Annotated in this window: 15 protein-coding genes; 13 read left to right on the forward strand and 2 right to left on the reverse strand. The window is 62.0% G+C overall.

The annotated features are described in order from the left end of the window. Window positions 1–376 precede the first annotated feature (376 nt). The 4 genes from CR152_RS08835 to CR152_RS08855 all read left to right on the forward strand — a co-directional run bounded on the left by CR152_RS08835 (window position 377) and on the right by CR152_RS08855 (window position 6485). Entirely contained in the window at window positions 377–3238 is a 2862-nt protein-coding gene (locus CR152_RS08835; RefSeq protein ID WP_099874584.1) for a TonB-dependent receptor plug domain-containing protein, read from the forward strand. Between the two features lie 507 nt (window positions 3239–3745). Beyond that, entirely contained in the window at window positions 3746–5113 is a 1368-nt protein-coding gene (gene ltrA, locus CR152_RS08845) for a group II intron reverse transcriptase/maturase (protein ID WP_099874585.1), read from the forward strand. 144 nt (window positions 5114–5257) lie between these two features. Further along, on the forward strand, window positions 5258–5779 hold the full coding sequence (locus CR152_RS08850) for a hypothetical protein (RefSeq protein WP_099874586.1): 522 nt from the start codon (window positions 5258–5260) through the stop codon (window positions 5777–5779). Between the two features lies 1 nt (window position 5780). Continuing rightward, on the forward strand, window positions 5781–6485 hold the full coding sequence (locus CR152_RS08855) for a hypothetical protein (RefSeq protein WP_099874587.1): 705 nt from the start codon (window positions 5781–5783) through the stop codon (window positions 6483–6485). Window positions 6486–6618: 133 nt separating this feature from the next. Here the strand turns inward: CR152_RS08855 and CR152_RS08860 are convergent, their stop codons facing one another. Together CR152_RS08860 and CR152_RS08865 are read right to left on the reverse strand one after the other, a co-directional pair. Next, complete coding sequence (locus CR152_RS08860; protein ID WP_099874588.1) at window positions 6619–9237, reverse strand: TonB-dependent receptor; 2619 nt, start codon at window positions 9235–9237, stop codon at window positions 6619–6621. 286 nt (window positions 9238–9523) lie between these two features. Continuing rightward, the gene (locus CR152_RS08865) at window positions 9524–12319 is read right to left on the reverse strand and encodes a TonB-dependent receptor (protein WP_208640096.1); all 2796 of its coding nucleotides are present in this window, start codon (window positions 12317–12319) and stop codon (window positions 9524–9526) included. Between the two features lie 429 nt (window positions 12320–12748). On the opposite strand from CR152_RS08865, the gene CR152_RS08870 reads away from it, so the two are divergent. From CR152_RS08870 to nusA, 9 genes are all read left to right on the forward strand, one after another. After that, on the forward strand, window positions 12749–13687 hold the full coding sequence (locus CR152_RS08870; protein ID WP_099874589.1) for an ABC transporter permease: 939 nt from the start codon (window positions 12749–12751) through the stop codon (window positions 13685–13687). Further along, entirely contained in the window at window positions 13684–14694 is a 1011-nt protein-coding gene (locus CR152_RS08875; RefSeq protein ID WP_099874590.1) for an ABC transporter permease, read from the forward strand. The genes CR152_RS08870 and CR152_RS08875 overlap by 4 nt, the downstream gene beginning before the upstream one ends. Window positions 14695–14703: 9 nt before the next feature. Further along, window positions 14704–16380: an ABC transporter ATP-binding protein gene (locus tag CR152_RS08880; RefSeq protein WP_099874591.1), complete on the forward strand. Its 1677-nt coding sequence runs from the start codon at window positions 14704–14706 to the stop codon at window positions 16378–16380. 79 nt (window positions 16381–16459) lie between these two features. After that, window positions 16460–17407 carry a VTT domain-containing protein gene (locus CR152_RS08885; protein WP_099874592.1) on the forward strand — a complete coding sequence of 316 codons (948 nt, stop codon included), beginning with the start codon at window positions 16460–16462 and terminating at the stop codon, window positions 17405–17407. A 178-nt stretch (window positions 17408–17585) separates the two neighbouring features. After that, window positions 17586–18611 carry a glucokinase gene (locus CR152_RS08890; RefSeq protein ID WP_099874593.1) on the forward strand — a complete coding sequence of 342 codons (1026 nt, stop codon included), beginning with the start codon at window positions 17586–17588 and terminating at the stop codon, window positions 18609–18611. Window positions 18612–19373: 762 nt separating this feature from the next. Further along, window positions 19374–20177, forward strand: a complete 804-nt coding sequence (gene scpB, locus CR152_RS08895) for an SMC-Scp complex subunit ScpB (RefSeq protein WP_099874594.1) — start codon at window positions 19374–19376, stop codon at window positions 20175–20177. Continuing rightward, a complete protein-coding gene (locus CR152_RS08900; RefSeq protein WP_099874595.1) occupies window positions 20164–22215 on the forward strand; it encodes a pseudouridine synthase in 2052 nt (683 codons plus the stop codon). Before scpB ends, CR152_RS08900 begins: the two co-directional genes overlap by 14 nt. A gap of 453 nt (window positions 22216–22668) precedes the next feature. After that, complete coding sequence (rimP, locus tag CR152_RS08905; RefSeq protein ID WP_099874596.1) at window positions 22669–23157, forward strand: ribosome maturation factor RimP; 489 nt, start codon at window positions 22669–22671, stop codon at window positions 23155–23157. Beyond that, the gene (gene nusA / locus CR152_RS08910; RefSeq protein ID WP_099874597.1) at window positions 23154–24719 is read left to right on the forward strand and encodes a transcription termination factor NusA; all 1566 of its coding nucleotides are present in this window, start codon (window positions 23154–23156) and stop codon (window positions 24717–24719) included. Before rimP ends, nusA begins: the two co-directional genes overlap by 4 nt. Window positions 24720–24753: the final 34 nt, after the last annotated feature.

Genomic DNA, 24753 nt, shown 5'->3' on the forward strand with positions numbered 1-24753 from the left:
AATCAATTACCTTTATTCAATCACAATTTCCCGGCTTGCACGTAAAAAAATACCGCGGAAACGTATGCACGACACCAACCCTGTTGTTTATATACATATTCCGTATTTACCGTTGACATCAATTATTCCCGTATGTTTCTATCTTGGGCTTGATTGGCAAAAAGGCATAGCCGAACGCCAATTGACAAGTCGCTCTATGCGAAGTGAAGAAGTTCAGCCGACGGAGACAGCGCTACCAAGAACTCGGCTGGTTGTACCTTGCAACGGAAGACTCCGCGATCCGGAGCCGGCCACCGCAAGGTTCGCTACTTAAATTGATGCACCCTCCAAAAGATGGTGTTAATACTAATATTTTATAAATCAAGGGATTTCACACATGATGACAGAAACCGTTTTATCGCGTTCACTGCGCCTGGTTTTCTCGGGCGGTATCGCCGTCGGCCTTGGCCTCGCAGCATTGCCTGCCGTGGCGCAGACCGCTTCCCAGGACAATTCGATGCAGCGCGTCGAGATCACCGGCTCCTCGATCAAGCGCGTCGCCGCTGAAACCGCACTGCCTGTCACCATTCTTCGCCGCGAAGACATCGAGCGCACCGGCGCCACCTCGGCCCAGGATCTGGTCAACCTGATTCCGGGTAACTTCGGTGGCAACGTGGCCTCCAACAACGTCGGCGCCTCCGGCGTGCCGTCGACCGCCAACCTGCGCGCCCTGGGCGCCCGTTACACGCTGGTGCTGCTCAACGGCCGCCGCGTGGCCAACTATGCAGTCGGCAACAACCCGGTCGACTTGAATTCGATTCCGCTGTCGGCCATCGAACGCATCGAAGTGCTGCGCGACGGCGCCTCCGCCGTGTACGGCGCCGATGCGGTGGCGGGCGTGATCAACTTCATCCTCAAAAAAGACTACAAAGGGATGGAAGTATCGGCCTACAAGACCCACGTGGATCAGGGCGGCGGCAATACCAAGAGCTTTAACCTGACCGGCGGCTTCGGCGACATCGCGACCGACCGCTTCAACGTGCTGTTCAGCGCCAATCACGAAGAGAACCAGAAACTGCTCGCTTCCGAGCGCAGCTTCTCGACCACCTCCGTGCGTCCCGATCTGGGCCTCAACAAGTCCTCGCCACGTAACGGCGTGCCCAACCTGAACTTCACCGATTCGCTCGGCAACAAATACGTTGGCGTGAACCCTTACCGCTACAACGGTTGCAAGAACGACGAATTCAGCTTGGTGGTCAACAGCGAAAAAGGCTGCGGCACCGACTATGTGAAGTACATCGACCTGGTTCCTGAAGCCAAGCACGACAACATCGTCACGCGCGGCGTGTTCAAGGTCAACGAAGGCCTGGAACTGTTCGCCGAAGCGGCTTACACCAAGGACAAGATGATCGCGGCTGCGTCGCCAGCGCCGTACACCAAAGCCATGACCTATCCGGCCAATGGCCGCTTCTATCCAAAAACGATCAAGCTGCCCAAGGGCCTCAAGCTGCCGGCTGGCTACAAAATGCCGAACGGCAGCGTCACGACGGCGGAAACCGTTCTCGCGGCCGATATGGATGTGACCCCGACCGGTCCGATGACAGGTACCTGGCGTACCGTCGCCGGCGGCGGCCGTAACGACCTCACCAAGACCGAGAACACGCGGGTCGTGGTGGGGGCCAAGGGCATGCTCGCGGGCTGGGATTACGAGACTGCACTGACTTACGGCAAGAATGAAGTCGAGATCCAATTCGGTCCAGGCAAGTTCAGCTATGCAAGACTGGATCCGCTGGTCAAAAATGGTGAAATTAACGTATTCGGTACGCAAGATGCGGCCAGCCTGGCGGCTTTGCTGGGTTCGCAACTGAGCGGCTTTGAAAACGGCGGGACCTCGATCTCGAAAGAGTTCGACTTCAAAATGTCCAAAGAACTTTTCAACATGCCTGCTGGCGCGGTTGGCTTCTCGGTTGGCACCTCGTTCCGCAAGGAAAAGCTGACCCAAGAGTCGTCTGAGGTGCTTAAGAAAGGTGACGAAGTCGGCGGCGCCGGTGAAATTCTTGGCGTGACGGGCGACCGCAAGGTCTTCGGCCTGTTCTCGGAAGTGGTTGTGCCGGTCATCAAGAGCCTGGAACTGACCGCTGCCGCGCGCTACGACAAGTACAAGAACGGTTTCGGCACCGAATTCGATAACCTGAGCCCGAAACTGGGCTTCACCTTCCGTCCGAGCACGGTAATCATGGCGCGCGGTTCGGTGGCGCGCGGCTTCCGCGCACCGACCCTGGTCGACAACCTCAGACCGAAGGAACTGAACAACACCTCGTCGAACTTCAGTGATCCGATTCGCTGCCCGAACGGCACGCCGATCAACGATTCCGTTGGCGAACTGCAGGATGAGTGCAATGTTCAGTTGGACACGCAAAACAGCGGCAATCCCGACCTCAAACCTGAGAAGTCGAAGCAGTACACTCTTGGTCTGGTATTCCAGCCGACGTCGACCGTCAGCGGCTCGATCGATTACTGGAACGTGAAAATCGACAAGTCGATTAACGCGATGTCGGAAAACACCGTGTTCGGCGACCCGGTTGCCAACATTAACCAGTTCTATCGCTACGATCCTGCCGTTGAAGCAGCTGAGGAAGTGAAGGGTTTCCCGAAACTGCCAGGGTCGAAGGCCAATCCTTACCGCGCCAGCACTAACAAGGACTTCCCGCTCGCGTACGTCGCCCTGCCACGCGTGAACACCGGCAAGTTCTACGCCGCCGGTATCGATTTGAACCTGAACTATCGCCAGAAGATGGGCGATATGGGCACGGTTGGCGCGAACTTCGATTCGACCTACTACAGCAAGCACGGCTATCAGTACCAAGGTGAGAAGGAAGTCAGCGACCTGGGCAACTTCAAGGATTTCGGCCCAACCCCGCGTTTCCGTCATACCCTGGGCCTGACCTACGGCATCGGCCAGTGGAATACCTCGCTGACGCACAACTACACCAAGGGCTATTGGGACTACACCGATCCAGCGTCGATCGGTCCTAACTACCCTGAGCTGCGTAAAGTTGGCGATTACTCGACCTTCGACGCCACTTTGGGGTGGAAACCGATGAAAAACGTCAGCATGACGTTTGGCGTGAAAAACATTGCGGACGAGGATCCACCATCGTCGCGTAACGGACAGAACTTCCAGGTCGGTTACGATCCGACCTTCACCAACCCGCTGGGTCGCACGTTCTACGCACGTCTGAACTACAAGTTCCTGTAATTGCCGGCGTGCGCGGCGGTTGACAGACAGCCGTCGCGTACTCTTGTAAGAAACTTGTATGACGTAAAAAACCCCGCCGGACACTGTGTCCGGCGGGGTTTTTTCTTGTGCGCCCAGCATGGGCGCACTCCTGCGGGTGCAAGTCCCGCCGCGAGCTGACCACAGCGAGCGAAGTGAAGCGCAACTGCGGAAGAGTAATCGACCGTGGGAAGGAAGCGCGAATCGTAAATCATGAGCCGAGGTACACGAACTGCATAGAAGGCGCTGCCGAGCAGGGCGAGCGGGCGAGAAACCGCAAAGCTCTTGTGGTCAAGGCGACGTGGCGTAAATGCGGCGGTTGTGTGATGAAGGAGTGCGGCCCTTACCTGGGGACGCCCTGCCTCACGTCTGAAGGGACGACGGCGCTGCCGTAGCAGGGTCTCAGCAGAGGTCATAGTAGTCGGTGGTAGCGCCGGGAAGGCTCGACCCCGCCGACAAAGGACCGAACGAGTAGGAGTGTTGTCCGGCATGTCGATACAACAGGCAATGCGTCAGATGCCCGCGTCAGCGGGGCGGGAGGCCACCGGTCAGGGTGAAGCCCTGTCTGCAACCCCCAGCGACGAAGCTTGCGGTCCGCGACATGTGTCAGGAGACGCAGGATCAATGCTGCTGCGTGCGGCATTGAGAAGAGAGAACCTGCTGCAAGCGTTCAAGCGTGTGCGTCGCAACAAAGGCGCAGCCGGGGTGGATGGTCGGAACATCGACGAAACCTCGCGCTATCTGGCTGTTGCGTGGCCGGAAATACGCGAACAACTGCTGGAGGGGACGTACCGGCCCAGCCCGGTACGCAGGGTGATGATTCCCAAGCCCGACGGTGGCGAGCGCGAGCTCGGCATTCCGACGGTGACGGATCGCTTGATCCAGCAAGCACTGCTTCAAGTGCTGCAACCGATTCTTGATCCCACATTCAGTGAGCACAGCTACGGTTTCCGTCCGGGCCGGCGTGCGCAGGACGCGGTCCTTGCCGCGCGCGCGTACGTGCAGTCGGGACGGCGGATCGTGGTGGACGTGGACCTGTCGAAGTTCTTCGACCGGGTCAACCACGACATCCTGATCGACCGCTTGCGGAAACGCATCGACGACGCTGGCCTGATCCGACTGATTCGCGCCTACCTCAACAGCGGCATCATGGATCATGGCGTGGTGCAGTCGCGGCACGAGGGCACGCCGCAAGGCGGGCCGCTCTCGCCGCTGCTGGCCAACGTCCTGCTCGATGAAGTGGACAAGGAACTGGAACGGCGCGGCCATTGCTTTGCGCGCTACGCCGACGATGCGAATGTCTATGTTCGCAGCAGACGTGCTGGCGAGCGGGTGATGGTGCTGTTGCGCCGGTGCTATGCTAAGTTGCACCTCGTGGTCAACGAAGGCAAGAGTGCGGTGGCCAGTGCATTCGGCCGCAAATTCCTCGGTTACAGCCTGTGGGTGGCAAGTGGGAAAGTGGTGAAACTGAAGGTCGCGGACAAGCCGTTGGCAACATTCAAGCAGAAAATCCGTGAATTGACGAGGCGTTCCTGTGGCCGCAGCATGGCCCAGAGCGTCGAGAAACTGCGCTCCTACATGCTCGGCTGGAAAGGGTACTTCAAGTTGGCCCAGACCCCAAGGATCTGGAAGAGACTCGATGAATGGCTGCGCCACAGGCTCAGGGCGATCCAGCTCAAGCACTGGAAGCGCGGGAAAACCATGTATCGGGAACTGTTCCGGCTCGGGGCGGCGCCTTCGGTCGCAAAACAGGTCGCGGCGAATAGCCGCTGCTGGTGGCGAAACGCTGATCGACTGTTGAAAACAGTCCTCACGATTGCCTACTTCGATGCACTTGGCGTACCTCGCCTGTCTTAACCTCAACTACTCGAACCGCCCGGTGCGGACCCGCATGCCGGGTGGTGTGGCTGGGGAGCGGTCCATTGGGGCCGCCCCCTATGCCGTTTGGCGGCTGCCGCACCACTTGAACTACAATTGAGACGGTAATAAGGGAGGCATTCCATGACCACCGTTTTCAAAAAGAAACCGCATACCCACTCCATCGCGTACGACCCGTTGGCCCGCATCGCGGAAGGCCTGGTGTCGAAGTTGCCGAGCCTGGCTGCGGAGGCGCCACAACAGATTGCCGATGCGCTCCATGAACTCTTGAACGGGCAGGATGACTCGGCGCAACGCATGCGCATCGGTATGCAACGATATTTGGCTGATGTCGTCTTACTCCATGCTGAAGCGCCGTCTGAGACCGCGCCTGCCGCCAAAATGCTGACGACCGAGGATGCGGCCGATTTGATGCAATGCGGCCTGGCGTATGTCGCGATGCTCATCGATAACAACAAGCTGGAGGGGGCATTGGTCGCAGAGGACGGACGACGCAGTGTTCCTGAGCCATCGGTGCGCGCATGGATTGCGGAGCGCGATGCCAATGCTGCGCAGTCCGACTACCGGGCGGTCGCCACCGAGACCGGCATGTATGCGATTCCCGACGCAGCATTTGTGGACCTGAAGACCCGCCGGCGAAACTGAGGTGGTGGTCGACCACCCTCTGTCTCCTGGCGGCACCACCCACGCGTTGCTCGACGCAAACGTCCTATTGCCGCCGCGGCTCTCCGACATCTTGTTCGATATGTGTTTGCTGGGCCTGTTCTCCGCGAGATGGAGTCTGAACATCGAAGCTGAGTTCTTGCGCAATTGGTCGAAAGTCGCTCTCAAACGCGGTGGAGACACAGCGTCACGTACGGCCAGACAGGCTTTCGCCGAAGAGAAAAAGGCGGAGAAACGTTTGGCTTGCTACAAGGGGGCTGTCGCCGAACATGCAGTCTTCGGTCATGACCACCCGGCCATGCTGGCCAAGGTGCCAAGTGCTGTGGATCCGCGCGACAAGCATGTCGCTGCAGCCGGGTTGGTGTTGCTAGATTACGCCCGGCAGTTCAATGAAAAGGATAAGGTTTTTATTGTGTCGAGCAATCTCAGGCATCTCGCAGTGTCTGACATGGCGCAACTTGGCGTTGGCGTTGTCTCGCCCGGGCAATTTATCGATCATCTCGCGCAAGCTGACGGTGCCAGGGTCGGTCGTGCCTTGGACAATTGCGTGAACAGCCTCGAAAATCCGCCTTACACTCGCGTACTTCTCCTGGACACGCTGCTCTTGCATGGGGCGAGGAAGACCGTTCAGCACTTTTCGCGTGAATGGGGGGTAACGCCTGCGTCGATAGGCGCGCGTCGCAAGTGACAATGCGTTGCGGTCTGGAAGATAGGCGACATGCGCCTTGGTATCGGGAAAGGAACCGCCGCGCCTGCGGAGGGCCAGCGAAGACCAAAAAAAACCGCCGGACTCCGGCGGTTTTCTCGTCAGCTGAAAACGCTTAAAACGCGTAGCTGGCGCGCAGATACACGGCGCGGCCGATCGGGTCGCTGAAGCGCGGATCGTAGCCCTTCTGGAACAGGGTGCCCTGGTTCGAGAATGGCGGCTGTTCGTCCAGCAGGTTCTTCAGGCCGGCGGTCAGGGTCAGACCCTTGATGCCGCTGTAGCTGCCCGACAGGTTCAGCAGGCTGTACGCCTCGACCTTGTGCTTGAACTCGTCGGCGACCTGGTTCTGATCCTGGTACGAGGACTTGAACGATTGCGACAGGTTCGCGCCCCACGGACCGCTGTTCCAGTTCAGCGAGGCGGTGTGCTGCCAGCGGAATACCGGCGCCATGTCGGCGTAGCGGCCCACGTTGTGCACGAATTCGCCATTGCGCTCGTTCTGGTAGTCGTACTTGTGCACATAGGTGCCGTCCATCGTGACGGTGAAGTTGCCGACGCTGGTGCGCGGCAGGCGCAAGGTCATGCTGACGTCGACGCCGTCGGTCTTGACTTCGCCCAGGTTGTTGAGGAAGTTTTCGATCGCGTTCGGCGAGCCGTCCGGATTACGCAGGAACAGCGCCTTGTACTTCTCGTAGTTGCCGTAGATGGTTTGCTCCGGCAGGGCCGCAATCTTGTCCTTCAACTGGATGTTCCAGTAGTCGGCGGCGATCGTCACGCTCGGGATCGGCTCGATCACGGCGCCGAAGGAGAACGACTTCGATTTTTCCGGCTTCAGGTTGATATTGCCGCCCTGCAGCTTGAACTGTTGAAGATCGCAATCGCGCAGCGGATTCGAGCCTGGCTGCGGCTTGCCGCCTGGGCACAGGATCGGATCGTTGTAGCTGTCGTTGGTATCGTTGCGCGACGGTGGACCGTTTTTCTCGAACAGGGTCGGAGCGCGGAAACCGGTGCTGGCCGAGCCGCGCACCAGCAGCTGCTGGGTCGGCTGGTAGCGCAGGCCGATTTTCGGATTGGTGGTGTTGCCGACGTCGCTGTAGCGGTCGTAACGGGCCGCCAGCTGCACTTCCAGTTCCTTGGTGAACGGCAGGTTCAGTTCGGTGAACACGGCCTGGATGTTGCGCGAACCGGTTTTCGACAGCGAACCCGACAGACCCGAGCTCGACGCTTGCGAGGCGATCGCGCGGTTGACGTTGAAGTCAGCCGTCTCGCGCCGGATTTCGGTGCCGACCGCCACCGCCATCTGGCCGCCGCCCATCGGCATCAGGTCGCGGCTGGCCTTGAAGTCGAACGCGGTGTTCTTCACTTCGGCGCTCTGCACGCGGCCGCGCAGGGCGGTGCTCTCCAGATAGGTCTTGCCGGCCGCATCCTGCAGCGCGAACGGGTTGAGGATGCCATTGGCCACGCCGGCCGCGAACGCGGCGTCGGCCACGTAGCCGCCCACGAAGTCTTCGCTCGACTTGGACATCGAGTGCGACAGGCCGCCCTTGTAATCCCAGCCCGCCAGCAAGCCTTCCATGCCGAACACGATGCGGTCGGCCTTGCCTTGCGAATCGATGGTGCGCTGGCCCGATTCGAGCGGACGCCAGTTGATCGACAGCGGCCCGCCGGACACGCCGCTCTTCGGATAGTACTTGCTGCTGTTGGTCATGATCAGCCCGGTTTGCGGCGGCGGCGCCGTGCGCGAGGTGACGTCGTTTTGCGAATGCAGGAATTCCAGGCTGGCCAGGTGGTCGGCACCGAGCTTCATGCTGGCGCGCGCGAAAATGGCCAGTTGTTCCTGGTCGGGCATGCTGTCGATCTGGCGCGTGTAATCCTGGCGGCAGATGCCGGCCGCGTTCGGTACCGAGAACGGCGGGTTGCAGCCGCTGGCCCAGCCCGGATTGCCGGACTTGTCGGCGCCGGCATCGTAGAAATTGCCGGGGAAGGTGGTGCCGCTGGTCAGGTTCAGGCCGCGGCTCGGGACGATCCCGGTTTTCGAGAATTCGCGCTGCTGCGAATTGATCGATTCCTGCTTGTGCCAGTCGACCACGCCGAAGATGTTGAAGCCGTCCTTGTCGAGGTTGCCGAAGCCGGTGGACAGGTTGACGCGCTCTTCGTCGCCGCCGGCCTTGCGCGGGCGTACCAGTTCGCCGGTGATGGTGGTGGTGTTGACCGAGCGCTTGGTGATGAAGTTGATCACGCCGCCGATGGCGTCGGTGCCGTAGATGGCGGAAGCGCCGTCGCGCAGCACTTCAACGCGGTCCAGGGCGGAGAGGGGAATCATGTTCAGGTCGACGCTGGAGCTGTCGTACGGGTGGTTGGCGAGGCGCCGGCCGTTGAGCAGCACCAGCGTCTTGTCGCCGCCCAGGCCGCGCAAATCGGCGCTGGCCTGGCCGCCGGTCGGCAAGCCGCTGCTGTTGCCGCCAACGACGTTGCCGCTGCCCATGGTGGTCTGGTTCGATGGAATGCGCGACAGCGCTTCCTGGGCCGTGGTCAATCCCTGCTTGATGAACTCGTCGGCCTTGATGACGCTCAGCGGCGTGGCGGTTTCGCTTTGCATGCGCTTGATCGACGATCCGGTGATCTCGACGCGCTGCATTGGCTGGCCGTCCTGTGCGAACGCCGCGCCTGCGAGTCCGCCGCCGGCAGCGAAAATCGCGCCCAACGACAGGGATAATACGGTTGGCTTCATCATGCTGTTCAACTCCATCCAAAAGTGAGAGGGGACTATAGAATCATCAGGTGCTGCGGGTGTCAATCGAACAAGATTGGGTTTGATCGAAATACAACGGAAATGGCTAAATTGTTTAGCTTGATTTACAAAGTAAGCTTCCCGTCAGCAAGCATGTTCCTGCAGGCAGCAATTGCTGCCCTTGAACAGTGTGCCGACGATAGTCGTATGCATATGCACATCCGGGCGGGCATAAAAAAGGGCGATGCCTGCGCATCGCCCGGTGTCATGCGTTCACTGCCGGTTAAGACTAGAACTGGTAGCGCGCGCCGGCCTTGAAGTAGCGGCCGATGGCGCCGCTGGCGTCCATCGGGTTGTAGCTCATGCCGCCGTAGGTGAGCGGATCGAGCGGTGCGACCTTGTCGAACAGATTGTTGATCGAACCGAACAGCTGGAAGTTCTTCGACAGGTTGTAGCGCACCGACAGGTCGGTCGCGGTGAACGAGCCGAGCGTGCATTCGGCGTTCGGCGCCGGGGTGCCGTTGGCGAATTTCGACGCGCACAGCTCGCCTTCGAACTGCACGTTCTTCATCTTCGAGCGGTAGTTGGTGGTGAGCGTCAGGTTCAGGTCTTGCCAGTCCCAGCCTGCGACAAAACTGATCTTCTGCTTCGGCGTGCCGGCGCAGTTGGAGGTGTCGCAGTTGCCGTGGGTGCCGGCGTACTGGTACTTGACGGTAGCCGATTCGGCCCGGATCCACGAATCGATGTAGGTCCAGGTCAGGCCCAGGTTGGCGCGGCCGAAGTCGCCGAGGCGGAACTTCTGCTTGATGTCCAAGTCGACGCCCTTGATCTCGGTAAAGCTCGAATTGCGGTACGGCGCGTTCGAGATCAGGATGGTGCCGGTGTTCGGAATGGCCACGCCACCGACCACCAGATTGTTATCCGCGCGCACGGCGGTCGGCAGGGCGGCCGCTTCGTTGTACGGCAGCGGATTGATCTCGTCGCTGCGCTTGATCTTCCACAGGTCGACCGACAGGCTGGTATCGTTGAGCGGATCCCAGACCATGCCCAGCGTCATGCCTTTCGACGTTTCCGGCTTCAGGTTGGGGTTGCCCACCTTGACCGCGGCCAGCGAGACCGAGCAATCGGTGGCGCTGCCGCCGCCGGCTGCCGGCGTGCCACCCGGGCAACGGACCGGATCGCGCGTGGTTGCGGTGCCGGTGGAACGCGATGAGGCACTCGCTTCGGCGGCGCCCGGCGCGCGGAAGCCTTCCGAGTAGGTGCCGCGCAGGGCGAAGGTTTTGAGCGGGGTCCACTTGGCGCCCAGCTTCGGCGTGGTCGAGGAGAAGTTGGTGTACTTGTCGTAACGCAGCGCGGCCGACAATTCCACCGATTTCAGTACCGGCGCCGCCACTTCGAGGAACACCGCCGAAATCTTCTCTTCGCCCTTGGCGGCCACGTAGGACGAGTTGATGCTGCCGTCTTCGGTGCCCGACAGGGATGGATTGTCGAGTTTTTCGCGGCGGTGCTCGCCGCCCACGGCCAGGCCCATGGCGCCGCCCGGCAGCTGGAACAGCTCGCGCGAGGCCTTGAAGTCGACGATGTCGAGCTGGGTGGTCGAATGCGAAGTGGCGGTGCGCACCATGGCCGCGTACAGCGAAGCCGGGTTCTTGCCGGCCTGCTCGCCGATGTAGTACGGGAAGTACTGGCTGGCCGGATTGCCCAGCGCATCCTTGACCACGCGCAGGTTGAGCATGTTGCTGTACAAGAGATCGAGTTTCGATTCCGAATGCACGTAGGACGTGTCGAAATCCCAGCCCATGGCCGCGCCCTTCAGGCCCACCACGAAGCGGTTGAATTCATTGTTGACCGAACGCTCGCTCGGACCGACGTCGAAGGCCGAATAGCGCACGCGCACCGGCACGCCGTACGGGTTTTGCGGGTGGTTGGCGGCCAGCTGCATGGTGGTGCCGGCGCCCGAACCCCAGTTGGTCACGCCGGTCGGATTGGCGGCCGTCGGCGGGCCGGCATAGGTGCGCGTGATTTCGCCCGGAATCAGGGTGAACGAGGTGTCGCGTTTCGAGTAGCCGACTTCGCCGTACACTTGCAGGTCCTCGCCCAGCTTTTTGCTCACGCGCGTGTACAGGTTCAGGCCATCGACCTGCGGCTGCATCGAGCGGAACTGGTCGTGGTGCCACAGGCAGCCGCCTTGCGGATCGCTGTTGGCGGTCTTCGACAGGGCGGCGCAGCCGGGCAGCGACACGTAGGTATTGTTGGCCGGATTGCGGATCGAGCCGGTCGGGCTGGCGCCGGTGTTGTTGCTGCCCGCCAGATAGCCGGAAGCGAACTGGGTATCCATCGCATAGCCGTACGGACGCAGGTCGCCGTGGCCGATCCAGCCGCGGTTGGCGCGGTCTTTGTTTTTGAGTTCGTTGTTGGTGTAGTACTCGGCGTTGACCAGCACGTTGTAACCGTCGGCTTCCAGGTTGCCCTTGCCCCAGGTCAGCGAGCCCTTGGCCATTTCGCCGTCCTTGTATTTGGACTGGCCGATCGTGCCCTTGGCGATCAGGCCCGTGAAATCCTTGCGCAGGATGATGTTGACCACGCCCGCGATCGCGTCCGCGCCATAGGTCGAGGAAGCGCCGTCTTTCAGCACCTCGATGCGCTCGACCGCTTCCATCGGAATGGTCGACAGGTCGGTAAAGCTCTTCTGGCCATCGTCGGCGCGCGCGAACGGCGCCATGCGGCGCCCGTTGAGCAGCACCAGGGTCGACGTGGCGCCCAGGCCGCGCAGCGAAATCGCGGTCGAGCCGGCGGCAAAACCGTTGCCGAAGCCTGTCGGCAGGGAACCGGCGCCATCGGCGGTGAGGGTCTGGAGGTATTCCGCGACCGTGCCCTTGCCGGACTTGGCCATGTCTTGCGCGGTAATGACTTGTACTGGAGAAGCCGTTTCGGCGCTGGCGCGCTTGATGCTGGAACCGGTGACTTCGACCCGCTGGATGGGACCGGTTGGTGCGTCCTGCGCCATGGCCGGTGCGGCCACGGAAAGTGCTGCCGAAGCGATCGCCAGAGAGACGGCGTGCGCAATTGCGGTTTTTCTAAACATGTGTAACTCCAGAGGGTATCAATGTTAAAGACGTCTGTATCTGCATGCTTATTTCGCTTTTTGCGCCATTCCCAGCACAGGCTTGCTGAAATGGGCAGAAAACACATGCAGTCTCCCGTTTTCTTGGGAAATAGTTGGTGAGAACATTTTCCAAGCGCACATATATCAACACCTGAGTGTCGGACTGTCAATGTACACACCGTTCATTTTGGCAGCGAAACAACAGTTTCTTGACGCTACAAATTTGTACTTGAATTTGTCGGCGTAGTCTGTCGTCGGCCTGTGTTTACAGGGGCGCGGGGAAGGCATGGCGCGCTTGGACATTGTTCGCCTGTCATGACCGCGCGCGGCCGAAATGCGCTATCGTGATGGCCTGCGCAACGGCGCGACTGAACCGGACCACGACCAGGAAAGACCGCGCCACACCCCATGCTTGCCTATATCCTGCGCCGCCTGTGGCAGATGCTGCCCACCATGGCCGGCGTCGTGCTGCTGGTGTTTATCTTGTTTAACTGGATCGGCGGCGATCCCGCGTATCTGCTCGCCGGCAAGATGTCCGATGCCGCCGAGATCGAGAATATCCGGCGCCAGCTCGGCACCGACCAGCCGATGCATGTGCAGCTGTGGATCTTCGTCAAACAGATCGTGACCTTTGATTTCGGCAACGCCTGGAGCACTGGCGAGCCGGTCTCGCGCATCATCGCCAGCCGGCTGGGGCCGTCGCTGACGGTGCTCATTCCCCTGACCGTGCTCGAGACCGTGATCGGCATCGCGCTGGCGCTGGCCGTGGCGTTCGTGCGCGGCTCGCTGACCGACCGCGCGGTGATGATTGCCTGCACGGTCGGCATGTCGGTCAGCATTTTGGTGTACATCATCGCCTTCCAGTACGGCCTGGCCTACAAGATGGGCCTGTTCCCGGTGCAGGGCTGGGGCACGGGGCTGGGCGAGAATCTGCTGCGCTATGCGGCGCTGCCGGTGCTGATCGGGCTGGCGGTGTCGATCGCGCCGACCCTGCGCCTGTACCGCAGTTTCGTGCTCGACGAAGTGCACCAGGACTATGTGCGCACGGCGCGCGCCAAGGGCTTGTCCGAGCGGCGCATCATGTGGGTGCACGTGCTGCGCAATGCCGCCATCCCCATCATCACGCACGTGATGGCGAACCTGCCGGCGCTGCTGATCGGCGCGTTTTTGCTGGAACGGTTCTTCGGCATTCCCGGCATCGGGCGCGAAGTCATTCTGGCGGTCGAGCGCAGCGATTTTCCGGTGATCAAGGCGATTACCGTGTACGTGGCCGCCGCCACCATGGTGTTCAATTTGCTGGCCGACCTGCTGTACAAGGCGGTCGATCCGCGCGTGCAGCTCGCATGATGGCGGACGCACGGGCCGGCCTGTGGACCCTGGCCCTGCGGCGCCTGCGCGCCGACCGCGTGGCAATGGTGTCGCTGGCCGTGGTGGCGCTGTTCCTGGCCATGCTGGCGCTCTCGGTCATGGGCGTGATCGGCGCCGGGTGGGAAGAGGAGGTGGCTGTCACCTATGCGCCGCCATCGTTCATCGGCCCCGATGCGGTAACGCAGCAGGGCGCGGGCGTCGCGCGCACGGCGCCGCCGCCGAACGGTTTCGATCCGCTGGCCGGCGACATCGCCGCCATTATTGAGGCGCAGGGCGCCGCCATCACCGCGCCGCCGCCCGCGCGCCTTGCCACGCTGGCGTTCGGGGCCGACAAATGGGGCCACGACGTCCTGCTCAAAACCATCAAGGGCGGCGAAACCTCGATCGTGGTGGGGCTGGCGGCGGCGCTGCTGGCGGTCTTTCTGGGGACCTTGTTCGGCGCGCTCTCCGGCTACTTCGGCGGCGTGGTCGACGACCTGTTCAACTGGTTCTACAGCGTGTTCACGTCGATCCCCTCGATCCTGATGATCCTGGCGGTGGCCGCCGTGCTGCAGCACAAGGGCGTGAGCACCATCGTACTCATTCTCGGGCTGACCGGCTGGACCGGGCCGTACCGCCTGATCCGCGCCGAATACATGAAACACAAGGGGCGCGAATACGTGATGGCGGCCGACGCCATCGGCGCCTCGCACTGGCGCAAGATGTTCTCGCATATTTTTCCCAACATCAGCCATGTGGCGCTGGTGCAGTTGTCGATCCTGGCGGTCGGCTTCATCAAGGCCGAAGTGATTCTGAGCTTTCTCGGCTTCGGCGTGCCGGTCGGCGTGGTGTCGTGGGGCAGCATGCTCAATGAAGCGCAGAACGAACTGATCCTCGGCAAATGGTGGCAGCTGACCGCCGCCGCCACCGCCATGGCGCTGCTGGTGACGGCGTTTTCGCTGTTTACCGATGCGCTGCGCGACGCGCTCGATCCGAAACTCAAGTAGAAGGCCCGCATGCTGCTTCAAGTAGACAATCTGCGCATTGCCTTTCGCGTCGACAAGCACACCACGGTCGAGGCGGTGCGCGGCGTCTCGTTCGCGGTGCCGCGCAACGCGACCGTGGCGCTGGTGGGCGAATCGGGCAGCGGCAAGTCGGTCAGCTCGCTGGCGGTGATGGGTTTGCTGGCGCCGGAAACGACGCTGATCGATCCGGCCTCGCGCATCGTGTTCGACGGGCGCGACTTGCTGGCGCTGCCGGCGCGCGAGCGGCGCCGCCTGTGCGGCAAGGAAATCGCGATGATCTTCCAGGAGCCGATGTCCTCGCTCAATCCCGTGCTGACGGTCGGCTACCAGATCGGCGAAGTGCTGCGCCTGCACATGGGCATGAGCGCGAAGCAGGCGAGGGCGCGCACGCTGGCCTTGCTCGATGAAGTGGGCATGCCGGACCCTGCGCACAAGATCGACGCCAATCCCGGCCAGCTGTCGGGCGGCCAGCAGCAGCGCGTGATGATCGCGATGGCGATCGCGTGCGAGCCGGCCCTGCTGATCGCCGACGAGCCGACCACCGCGCTCGACGTCACCATCCAGAAGCAGATCATGGCCCTCATCGTCCGCCTGCAACAGCAGCGCGCCATGTCGGTGCTGTTCATCACGCACGACCTGGGACTGGTCAGCGAGATTGCCGACCACGTCATCGTGATGCGCCACGGCGAGGTGCGCGAGCAGGGCCTGGTGCGCCAGGTGCTGGACCAGCCGGCCGACGCCTACACGCGCGCGCTGCTGCACTGCCGCCCGCGGCTGGAACGGCGTCCGCTGCGCCTGCCGGTGCTGGACGATTATCCGGACGATCAGGTGGAAGTGCGCGAGCAGGCCGCCGGCGCCCAGCGCGAGCGCGGTTATGCGGACGGCGACGAGGAAGTGCTGGTCGTGCGCAACCTGAGCAAGAGTTTTTACGCGCGCGAAGGACTGTTCGGCAAGCGCGAGCTGCGCGCCGTGAGCGACGTGTCGTTCACCCTGGCGCGCGGCAAGACGCTGGGCGTGGTGGGCGAGTCGGGTTCGGGCAAGACCACGGTCGGACTGACCCTGCTGCGCCTGCACCAGGCCACGGGCGGCACGGCGATCTTCGACGGCAAGGACCTGATCGGCATGCCGGCGCGCGAATTCATGGCGTACAAGCGGCGCATCCAGATCGTGTTTCAAAATCCCTACGCCTCGCTCAACCCGCGCTTCACGGTGGGGCAGATCCTGCTCGAACCGATGCGCATTCACGGCATCGGCGCGGGCGATGGCGAGCGCACGGCCATGGCGCTGCAACTGCTCGACAAGGTGGGATTGCCGGCGCAGGCGATGCAGCGCTATCCGCACGAGTTTTCGGGCGGGCAGCGGCAGCGCATCGCCATTGCGCGCTGCCTGACCATGCGTCCGGAGATTCTGGTGTGCGACGAATCGGTGTCTGCGCTCGACGTCTCGGTGCAGGCGCAGGTACTCAATCTGCTGCAGGACCTGCAAGACGAATACCGCATGAGTTACATCTTCATTTCGCACGACCTGTCGGTGGTGAAATACATGGCCGACCGGGTCATGGTGATGCGCGCCGGCAGCGTGGTGGAGATGGCCGATTCCGACGAGCTGTACCGCAATCCGCAGCGTGCGTACACCAAGGCACTGCTGGGAGCGATTCCGCGCACGTAAAGACGCCGCTGCGCGACGGCCAGCTGCGGCGATGCGGGGGCGCGGGGAATTCCGGCGCATTTTCGGCTAAGATAGCGCCATGCCCAATCTTATCGAATTGCTCCAGGTCTACGGTGTGCTCATCGTGTTTGCCATCGTGCTGGTCGAGCAAATCGGACTGCCGATTCCCGCTTTCCCGATCCTGATCGTGGCCGGTGCGCTGGCCGCGGGCGGCGAGATCAGCTGGCCTGTGTGCCTGGCCGCCAGCGTCGGCGCGTGTCTGATCAGCGACGTGTTCTGGTTCAACGCCGGACGCTTTTACGGCAAGCGCATCCTGCGGCTGTTGTGCAAGATTTCGCTCTCCCCCGACTACTGCGTCAGCCAGACCGAAGACCGCTTCAACCGCTTCGGTCCCAAGTCGTTGATGGTCGCCAAATTCGTTCCGGGCTTCAATATCATCGCCTCGCCCATGTCCGGCGCGCTGGGCGTGAGCACGCCGCGCTTTCTGGCCTTCAGCATGACCGGCAGCCTGCTGTGGAGCGGCACCGGGATTGCCATTGGTGCCATCTTCCACAAGAGTGTCGACAAAGTGCTGGTCATGCTCGAAGACATGGGCAGCACCGCCCTGATGGTCCTGCTGACCTTGCTCGCATTGTTCGTTTTGTACAAGTACATCGAGCGGCGCCGCTTCCGCCAGGGCATGCAGATCGAGCGCATCAGCATGAGCGAGCTGGTCCAGCTGATCCACGGCGGGCAGCAGCCGATCATCATCGACGCGCGCAGCATTACCGCCCAGCAGCTCGAACAAGCCGTGCCCGGCGCGCTGATCTACAACGCCTGCGCGCCCGAGAGCTTCATGGCGCTGCTCGACAAGGACCGCCACATTGTCGTCTATTGCAGTTGCCCCAACGATGTCACGGCGGCCCAGGTCGCCAAGGAGCTCATTTCCAAGGGCTATCACCGCGCCCGGCCCCTGCATGGCGGACTGGACGCGTGGAACGCCCACCACACCGGGCGGAGCGACCCCCTCACTGTCCACGCGGGCTGATTTCGCAACTTCCAACGCTGTTTTGCGACTGTTGCGCGTACCTATACTACGCATAACGGTCTCCAAGCTCGCCTCCGCGGGGGATTTTATGGCTGGAATGTACTAAAACTACAAAGAAAGCTTGCACCTCGGGCATGTGATCCATTAAGCTTGGCGAGTCCATAGAACACTCGCCACCATGACTCAGCAATACACCGCGCCATCTTCCGTTTCCCCGTCCCCAGGCTATGCTGACGGGCCGCGCCTGCTGGCTGACATCGGCGGCACCAACGCCCGCTTCGCGCTGGAGACTGCGCCCGGGCAGACCGGGCTGATCGCGGTTCTGCCCTGTGCCGACTATCCGACCCTGGCAGAGGCCCTGCGCGCCTACCTCGGCTCGCCGAAGGTGCTTGCCGCCGGCGTGGGCGCCTTGCGTCACGCCGCGCTGGCCATTGCCAATCCGATTACGGGTGACCTGGTGCGCATGACCAACCATCACTGGGAGTTCTCGATCGCCGCGTTGCGGCTCGAGTGCGGCTTCGAGACGCTGGAAGTGGTCAATGACTTTACCGCGCTGGCGCGTGCCTTGCCGCACCTTGCCGATACCCAGAAGCTGCAGATTGGCGGCGGCGTGGCGCGTGCGCGTACGCCGCTGGGGCTGGTCGGCGCCGGAACCGGGCTGGGCGTGTCGGGACTGATTCCGGCCGGCGACAGCTGGACAGCGTTGCTCAGCGAAGGCGGACACGTGACGTTTTCGCCGGCCAACGAGACCGAAGTTGCTATTTTGCAATTCGCGTGGCGCCAGTACGAGCACGTATCGGCCGAGCGCCTGCTGTCGGGCGATGGCATCGAGCTGATCTACCGCGCGCTGGCGCACCATACGGGGCAGGTGGCGCAGGAGCTCGATGCTCCCGAGATCTCGCGGCGCGCGCTGGCGGGGGAGTGCGCCCTGTGCGACCAGGCGATCGAAGCCTTCTGCGGCATGCTGGGCACGGTGGCGGGCAATCTTGCGATTACGCTCGGTGCGCAGGGCGGTATCTATATAGGTGGCGGCATTGTGCCGCGGCTGGGCGAGCGCTTTGCGCGGTCGTGCTTCCGCAGTCGCTTCGAGCATAAGGGGCGCTTCGTCAACTATCTGGCGCAAGTGCCGACGTTCGTCATCACAGCTGAATATCCCGCCTTCCTCGGCGTCTCCGCCATCCTCGCGGAAAAGCTCGGCAGCTAAGAAATTTCTTACAAACGAAGTTGGACCTCTCACAAATTCCTACAACCGGGGTCAGAGCTCTGACTAGCAATTAGTTTCGTTTTGGGAAACTCTCAGCACCGGGGTCTGACCTCTGATTGGCAATTAATTGCTATATTTGGCGCAGTAAGCGAGATTTCGGCACGATTGCTGCCTGAGGATTTCGGTGATGGGCGCGTTGCGTTCATAGAGCGGAGGCATGGCCGGGCCTGGGCAGTACCGTTATTGGGAATCCGCCCGACAACTAATTGCTAATCAGAGGTCAGACCCCGGTTGAGGCTTGTTTTGCAGTTGGCGGGCAATTAATTGCTAGTCAGAGCTCTGACCCCGGTTTGGGGTGCGGGCCATTTTGGTGCAAGCATTTGCAGGGGTTTCTGACGCCGCTGCTTGTCCTTTTCGCGCTTTTATCAGGTACAATGGCCGCAGTTGGAGGAAACGATGTCGATCGTTCGTGTAGTGCGCGCCCGGAGCTTGGCCTCCTTGCCGCTGCGGCGAACCAGCGTTTCTCTTGAAAATCAACGGTTTAGCCTCGCCAGGTATGCAGGTAGCCGTGTGGCAGGGTTCGCATCTCGCCACCAGTAACATTCCCGCCCAGCGCGCTTCGTCCCGGGCGACGGATTCCAGTTTCAACGTGTTTCTCTGCAAATCGGCGTCATTCTGTGACGCGCGCTGCCATGCGTTGAGTGGTATTTGTTTGATTTTTTCTCTGCAGACCTAATTGCAACATCCGCACACGACATCGTTATGAATACTGATGAGGCCAAACGGGTCCTCGAAACCGCTTTGCTCTGTGCGCGCGAGCCCATGTCGATTCACGGCATGAAGAAGCTGTTCGTCGATGTCGATGACCATGGCCGCCCGATGGGCGCCGGGGTCGGCGCCGATACCATCAAGATCATGCTCGAGGAATTGCGCCGCGACTGGAGCGAGCGCGGTATCGAAATCGTCAGCCTGGCCAGCGGCTGGCGCTTCCAGAGCCGCCCGGAAATGAAGCAGTACCTCGATCGCCTGAGCCCGGAAAAGCCGCAGAAGTATTCGCGCGCCACCCTGGAAACGCTGGCGATCATCGCTTACCGTCAGCCTGTCACTCGCGGCGATATCGAAGAAATACGTGGCGTTGCCGTTAATTCGCAGACGATCAAGATGCTGGAAGACCGCGGCTGGATCGATGCCATCGGCCACCGCGAAGTGATCGGCCGCCCGGCCTTGCTGGGCACGACCAAGCAGTTCCTTGACGATTTGGGGTTGAATTCGCTGTCCCAGCTGCCTCCGTTGCAGCAAATCAGCGACATGCAGGGCGGTCTCGAAATGGAAGCACTCGAGGCGGCCCTGCAGGAGAATTTTGATAAAGCGGCGGCCTCGGAGGCCGCAAACGACGATGGTGCAGGTAGCGGCGACGCGCAGGAGGCATTTCCTCCCGCCGTCGCGGATGCGGCCGGCTCCGATACTTCATCTCTTGAAGTCCTCATCCACGACCCTGCGCCGGAAATAACGGTTGACGCTGCGCCAGGTCAGCACAACCAAGAAACGAATAATGAATCCAACTAAATCGACAGAGACAAGTACCGCCGACGTAACAGGCATGGATGAGGCCGTGGCCAAGCCAAAACGCCGCACCAAGGCACAGATAGAGGCGGACGCCGCCGCCGGCACCGACGCGCCGAAACCGAAGCGCGCCGCCGCCAAGAAGGCCGTTGCCGACGTCGAGGCCGCCGCGCCCGCCGAGGCGCCAGTGGCCAAGGCCCCGGCCAAGCCGCGTGCTAAAAAAGCCGCTGCCGTTGAAGCGCCCGCCGTGGTAGCGGGCGAGTCCGCTCCGGCAGCCGCCAGCACCGCCGCGCCCGCAGCAGATACGCCAGCCCCGGCCGCCCGCAAGCCGCGCGCGCCGAAAGCAGCCGCCACCGATGCCGCGCAAGCTCCCGCCGCCGATGCCGCCGCCCCGGCCGCCGACGGCACCGCGCCTGCGAACCAGGAACGTGGCCCGCGTCCGCCACGCGGCCCGCGCCAGATGCGCGAACTGCGCGGCCAGCGCGAAGCCCGCATCCAGATGGAGCGCGCCGAATCGGGCGAGCCGGAAGTCGTCGCCGAAGCACCGGCCGAGCCGGTTGCCCGTCCCGAGCGCGGTCCGCGCCCGGCGCGCAGCCTCGATGCCAAGCCGCGCGTGAAAAAGAACAAAAAAGGCAATCCAGGCTTGCAGCATCACGGCAAGAACAAGATGAACGATGCCGATGCCGCGTTCTCGTACGTGACCTCGGACGCGTTCGACGCCAACGACGGCGGCCGCGCGCAGCCGGTCAAGCAGGTGCGCCGCGACCTGACCTCCGACGACGACGCGCCCAAGCTGCACAAGGTGCTGGCCGAAGCCGGCCTCGGTTCGCGCCGCGACATGGAAGACCTGATCATTGCCGGCCGCGTGTCGGTCAATGGCGAGCCGGCCCACATCGGCCAGCGCATCCTGCCGACCGACGCCGTGCGCATCAACGGCAAGCTGATTCACCGCAAGGTCACCAGCAAGCCGCCGCGCGTGCTGGTGTACCACAAGCCGGCCGGCGAAATCGTCAGCCATGACGATCCGGAAGGCCGTCCATCGGTGTTCGACCGCCTGCCGACCATGAAGGCCGGCAAATGGCTGGCCGTCGGCCGCCTCGACTTCAATACCGAAGGCTTGCTGTTGTTCACGACCTCGGGTGACCTGGCCAACCGCCTGATGCACCCGCGCTACAACATTGACCGCGAATACGCGGTGCGTACCCTGGGCGAGCTGGAAGAGGGCATGCGCCAGAAGCTGCTGGCCGGCGTCGAGCTCGACGACGGCGTGGCCTCGTTCACCAAGATCGCCGATGGCGGCGGTGAAGGCATCAACAAATGGTATCGCGTGGTCATCGGCGAAGGCCGCAACCGCGAGGTGCGCCGCATGTTCGAGGCGATCGGCCTGACCGTCTCGCGCCTGATCCGTACCCGCTACGGCATTATGACCCTGCCAAGCAACCTCAAGCGCGGTCGCTGGGATGAAATGGAAGAAAACACCGTGCGCGACCTGCTGGCCGCGTTCGGCGTCGAGAAAAAAGGCGCCGGCAATGACGCGCGCGGTCCGAAAGGCCGCAGCGACGCCAAGCCGCGCACCGACGAGGACAAGCGTTCCGATGGCAACCGCATCGACCGCGTCGACGCCAACCGCAATGCCGATCCGTTCGGTCCGCCAAATGGACGTGGCGGTGCGGGGCGCGGTGCCGGTGGCCGTCCGCAGGGGCGTCCAGGTGGTGCGGGCGGTGGGATGGGCGGCGGCATGGGCGGACAAGCGCGCAGTGCCGGCGGCTTCGATGGTCAGAGCCGTGGCCAGGGCCAGGGTCGCCCGCAGGGTGATGGGCAGCCGCGTTCGGCGCGTCCCCAGGGCGATGCGCAGCCGCGCACCGGCCGTCCCGGCGGCAATGGTGGCAATGGTGGCGGGGCCAAGGGGCCGCGCCAGCCGGATCCGCTGCAAACGACCTTCGGTTTCGGCAATGCAGGTGGCGGTAATCGCCGTCCGCAGGGTCCGCAAGGCCCGCGCAGCGCCGATCACGGCATGCCGCGTCGCGGTCGCCGCGGTTGATGCCATAGCTGGTCGTTCCCGTAGCCACCAACACGTCGTTCCCGCGCAGGCGGGAACCCAAGCTCGTCGCGCAGCCACAGGCGACTCCGCAAACTTGGGTTGCCACGGGGGCGCCTAGCCCTGCGCGGGAAGTCGGTTCTGCCCGTGGCAGGACCGACGGTAGCGGTGTTGTTTTGTGATCCGCACCCCGCGCACGCATCGCCGCACGGCACCCGCCCTGCGGCTTTTGTTTTAAAATTGATAAGTGTTGTATGCCTGTTCATTTGCCCGTCATCGGATTGCGGGCAGCCCGATAACAGGTTATAATCTGCAGCCTAATAAAAGTTCTTCCCACCACAGACTGGTGCAAGTGCTTTCATCTGGTTGGGAGTATAGGAAGATGGGCAGATGCCCATTTTTTTTTTGGTAAATCGTTTTTAGTGGTCCCGCGGGGCCGTGATCTGGAGAACTTGTTTGCAGCAGTTTGAATTAATCGCCAAGACAGTCAGTGGCCTGGGCTACGAACTCGTTGATGTCGAACGGGGCGAGCGCGGCATCCTGCGCGTGTATATCGATTTCACTGCAGCCGACGCGGCCGAAAAAGGCCCGATTACGGTCGAGGACTGCGCCACCGTGAGTCACCAGCTGTCGCACGTGCTGACTGTGGAAAACGTCAGCTACGAGCGCCTGGAAATCTCGTCGCCGGGGCTCGACCGCCCGGTGCGTACCCTGGCCGATTTCGCGCGTTTCGCCGGTTGCGAATGCACCGTGAAGCTGCGCGTGGCCATGCCTGGTACGGCCGACCGCAAGACCTACACCGGTATCTTGCAGGCCCCGGAAGGCGAGAATATCGCATTGGAATTTGAAAGCAAGGATGGTCCGGCGCTGTTGGAGTTTACGCTCGCCGACTTGGATAAGGCACGCTTGGTGCCGCAGGTGGATTTTAGGAGTCGCAAAGCATGAGTCGCGAAGTTTTGTTATTGGTTGATGCGCTGGCGCGCGAAAAAAATGTCGATAAAGATGTGGTCTTCGGGGCGCTCGAATTCGCCTTGGCGCAAGCCACGAAGAAGCGTTACGAGGGCGAAGTCGACATTCGCGTGTCCATCGACCGTGATTCGGGCGAGTTCGAGTCCTTCCGCCGCTGGCACGTGGTGCCCGACGAGGCCGGCCTGCAGCTGCCCGACCAGGAAATCCTGCACTTCGAAGCCAAGGAAAACATCCCCGACATCGAAGTCGACGAATATATCGAAGAACCGATCGAGTCCGTCGAATTCGGCCGCCGCTTCGCGCAAGACACCAAACAGGTGGTCCTGCAGCGTGTACGCGACGCCGAGCGCGAACAGATCCTGGTCGACTTCCTGGAGCGCGGCGACTCGCTCGTGACCGGCACCATCAAGCGCATGGAACGCGGCGACGCGATCGTCGAATCGGGCAAGATCGAAGCACGCCTGCCACGCGACCAGATGATCCCGAAAGAGAATCTGCGTATCGGCGACCGTGTGCGCGCTTATATCCTGCGCATCGACCGCAATATGCGCGGCCCGCAGGTGATCCTGTCGCGCACCGCGCCGGAATTCATCATGAAGCTGTTCGAACTGGAAGTGCCGGAAATCGAACAAGGCTTGCTGGAAATTAAATCGGCTGCCCGCGATGCGGGTGTGCGCGCCAAGATCGCCGTGTACACGGCCGACAAGCGCATCGACCCGATCGGTACTTGCGTCGGCATGCGCGGTTCGCGCGTGCAGGCCGTGACGGGTGAACTGGGCGGCGAACGCGTCGACATCGTGCTGTGGTCGGAAGACCCGGCGCAATTCGTCATCGGTGCCCTGGCTCCGGCCAATGTGTCGTCGATCATGGTCGACGAAGAAAAGCATGCGATGGACGTCGTGGTCGACGAGGAAAACCTGGCTATCGCGATCGGCCGTTCCGGCCAGAACGTGCGCCTGGCTGCCGAGCTGACCGGCTGGAAGATCAATATCATGACGGCGGAAGAGTCCGAGAATAAATCGGCTCAGGAAACCGCGGCAGTACGCGCGCTGTTCATGGAAAAACTCGACGTCGACCAGGAAGTGGCCGACATCCTGGTGGAAGAAGGGTTCGCTAGCTTGGAGGAAATCGCGTATGTGCCGATTTCCGAGATGCTCGATATCGAATCCTTCGACGAAGATACCGTCAACGAACTGCGGACCCGTGCCCGTGATGCGCTGGTGACTGAAGCAATTGCTTCGGAAGAAGGCCTGGAAGGGATGGACGAGCAGCTGGTTAACCTGGAAGGCATGGACCGCAACACTGCGGGCAAGCTGGGCCTGGCCGGTATCAAGAACGTTGAGGCGTTCGCGGCGCTCGCGTACGACGAATTTGGCGCTATTTTGGCGCTGGCGTCGGACCGTGCACGTGATCTGATCAAGAATGAATTTAATGATGTGACCGACGACGAGATGAAGCTGGTCGACTCAAAGTATGACGACCGCGCCAAGGCGCTGCAGGCGAAAGCCTGGAGCCTGGCAGAAGTGGCCAAGGCTTAATTTGAGTAACCTTATCATCTGTCTCGACACAAAG

Source organism: Massilia violaceinigra (genome assembly GCF_002752675.1).
GTDB lineage: Bacteria > Pseudomonadota > Gammaproteobacteria > Burkholderiales > Burkholderiaceae_D > Telluria_A > Telluria_A violaceinigra.

What these genes read in the sequence shown, in the direction of transcription:
- ltrA (WP_099874585.1), top strand. Translation starts at nt 3,746, where the DNA reads ATGTCGATACAACAGGCAATGCGTCAGATGCCCGCGTCAGCGGGGCGG.
- CR152_RS08885 (WP_099874592.1), top strand. Translation starts at nt 16,460, where the DNA reads ATGCCCAATCTTATCGAATTGCTCCAGGTCTACGGTGTGCTCATCGTG.
- CR152_RS08835 (WP_099874584.1), top strand. Translation starts at nt 377, where the DNA reads ATGATGACAGAAACCGTTTTATCGCGTTCACTGCGCCTGGTTTTCTCG.
- CR152_RS08860 (WP_099874588.1), bottom strand. Translation starts at nt 9,237, where the DNA reads ATGATGAAGCCAACCGTATTATCCCTGTCGTTGGGCGCGATTTTCGCT.
- CR152_RS08865 (WP_208640096.1), bottom strand. Translation starts at nt 12,319, where the DNA reads ATGTTTAGAAAAACCGCAATTGCGCACGCCGTCTCTCTGGCGATCGCT.
- CR152_RS08870 (WP_099874589.1), top strand. Translation starts at nt 12,749, where the DNA reads ATGCTTGCCTATATCCTGCGCCGCCTGTGGCAGATGCTGCCCACCATG.
- CR152_RS08875 (WP_099874590.1), top strand. Translation starts at nt 13,684, where the DNA reads ATGATGGCGGACGCACGGGCCGGCCTGTGGACCCTGGCCCTGCGGCGC.
- nusA (WP_099874597.1), top strand. Translation starts at nt 23,154, where the DNA reads ATGAGTCGCGAAGTTTTGTTATTGGTTGATGCGCTGGCGCGCGAAAAA.
- CR152_RS08890 (WP_099874593.1), top strand. Translation starts at nt 17,586, where the DNA reads ATGACTCAGCAATACACCGCGCCATCTTCCGTTTCCCCGTCCCCAGGC.
- CR152_RS08900 (WP_099874595.1), top strand. Translation starts at nt 20,164, where the DNA reads ATGAATCCAACTAAATCGACAGAGACAAGTACCGCCGACGTAACAGGC.
- CR152_RS08850 (WP_099874586.1), top strand. Translation starts at nt 5,258, where the DNA reads ATGACCACCGTTTTCAAAAAGAAACCGCATACCCACTCCATCGCGTAC.
- CR152_RS08880 (WP_099874591.1), top strand. Translation starts at nt 14,704, where the DNA reads ATGCTGCTTCAAGTAGACAATCTGCGCATTGCCTTTCGCGTCGACAAG.
- scpB (WP_099874594.1), top strand. Translation starts at nt 19,374, where the DNA reads ATGAATACTGATGAGGCCAAACGGGTCCTCGAAACCGCTTTGCTCTGT.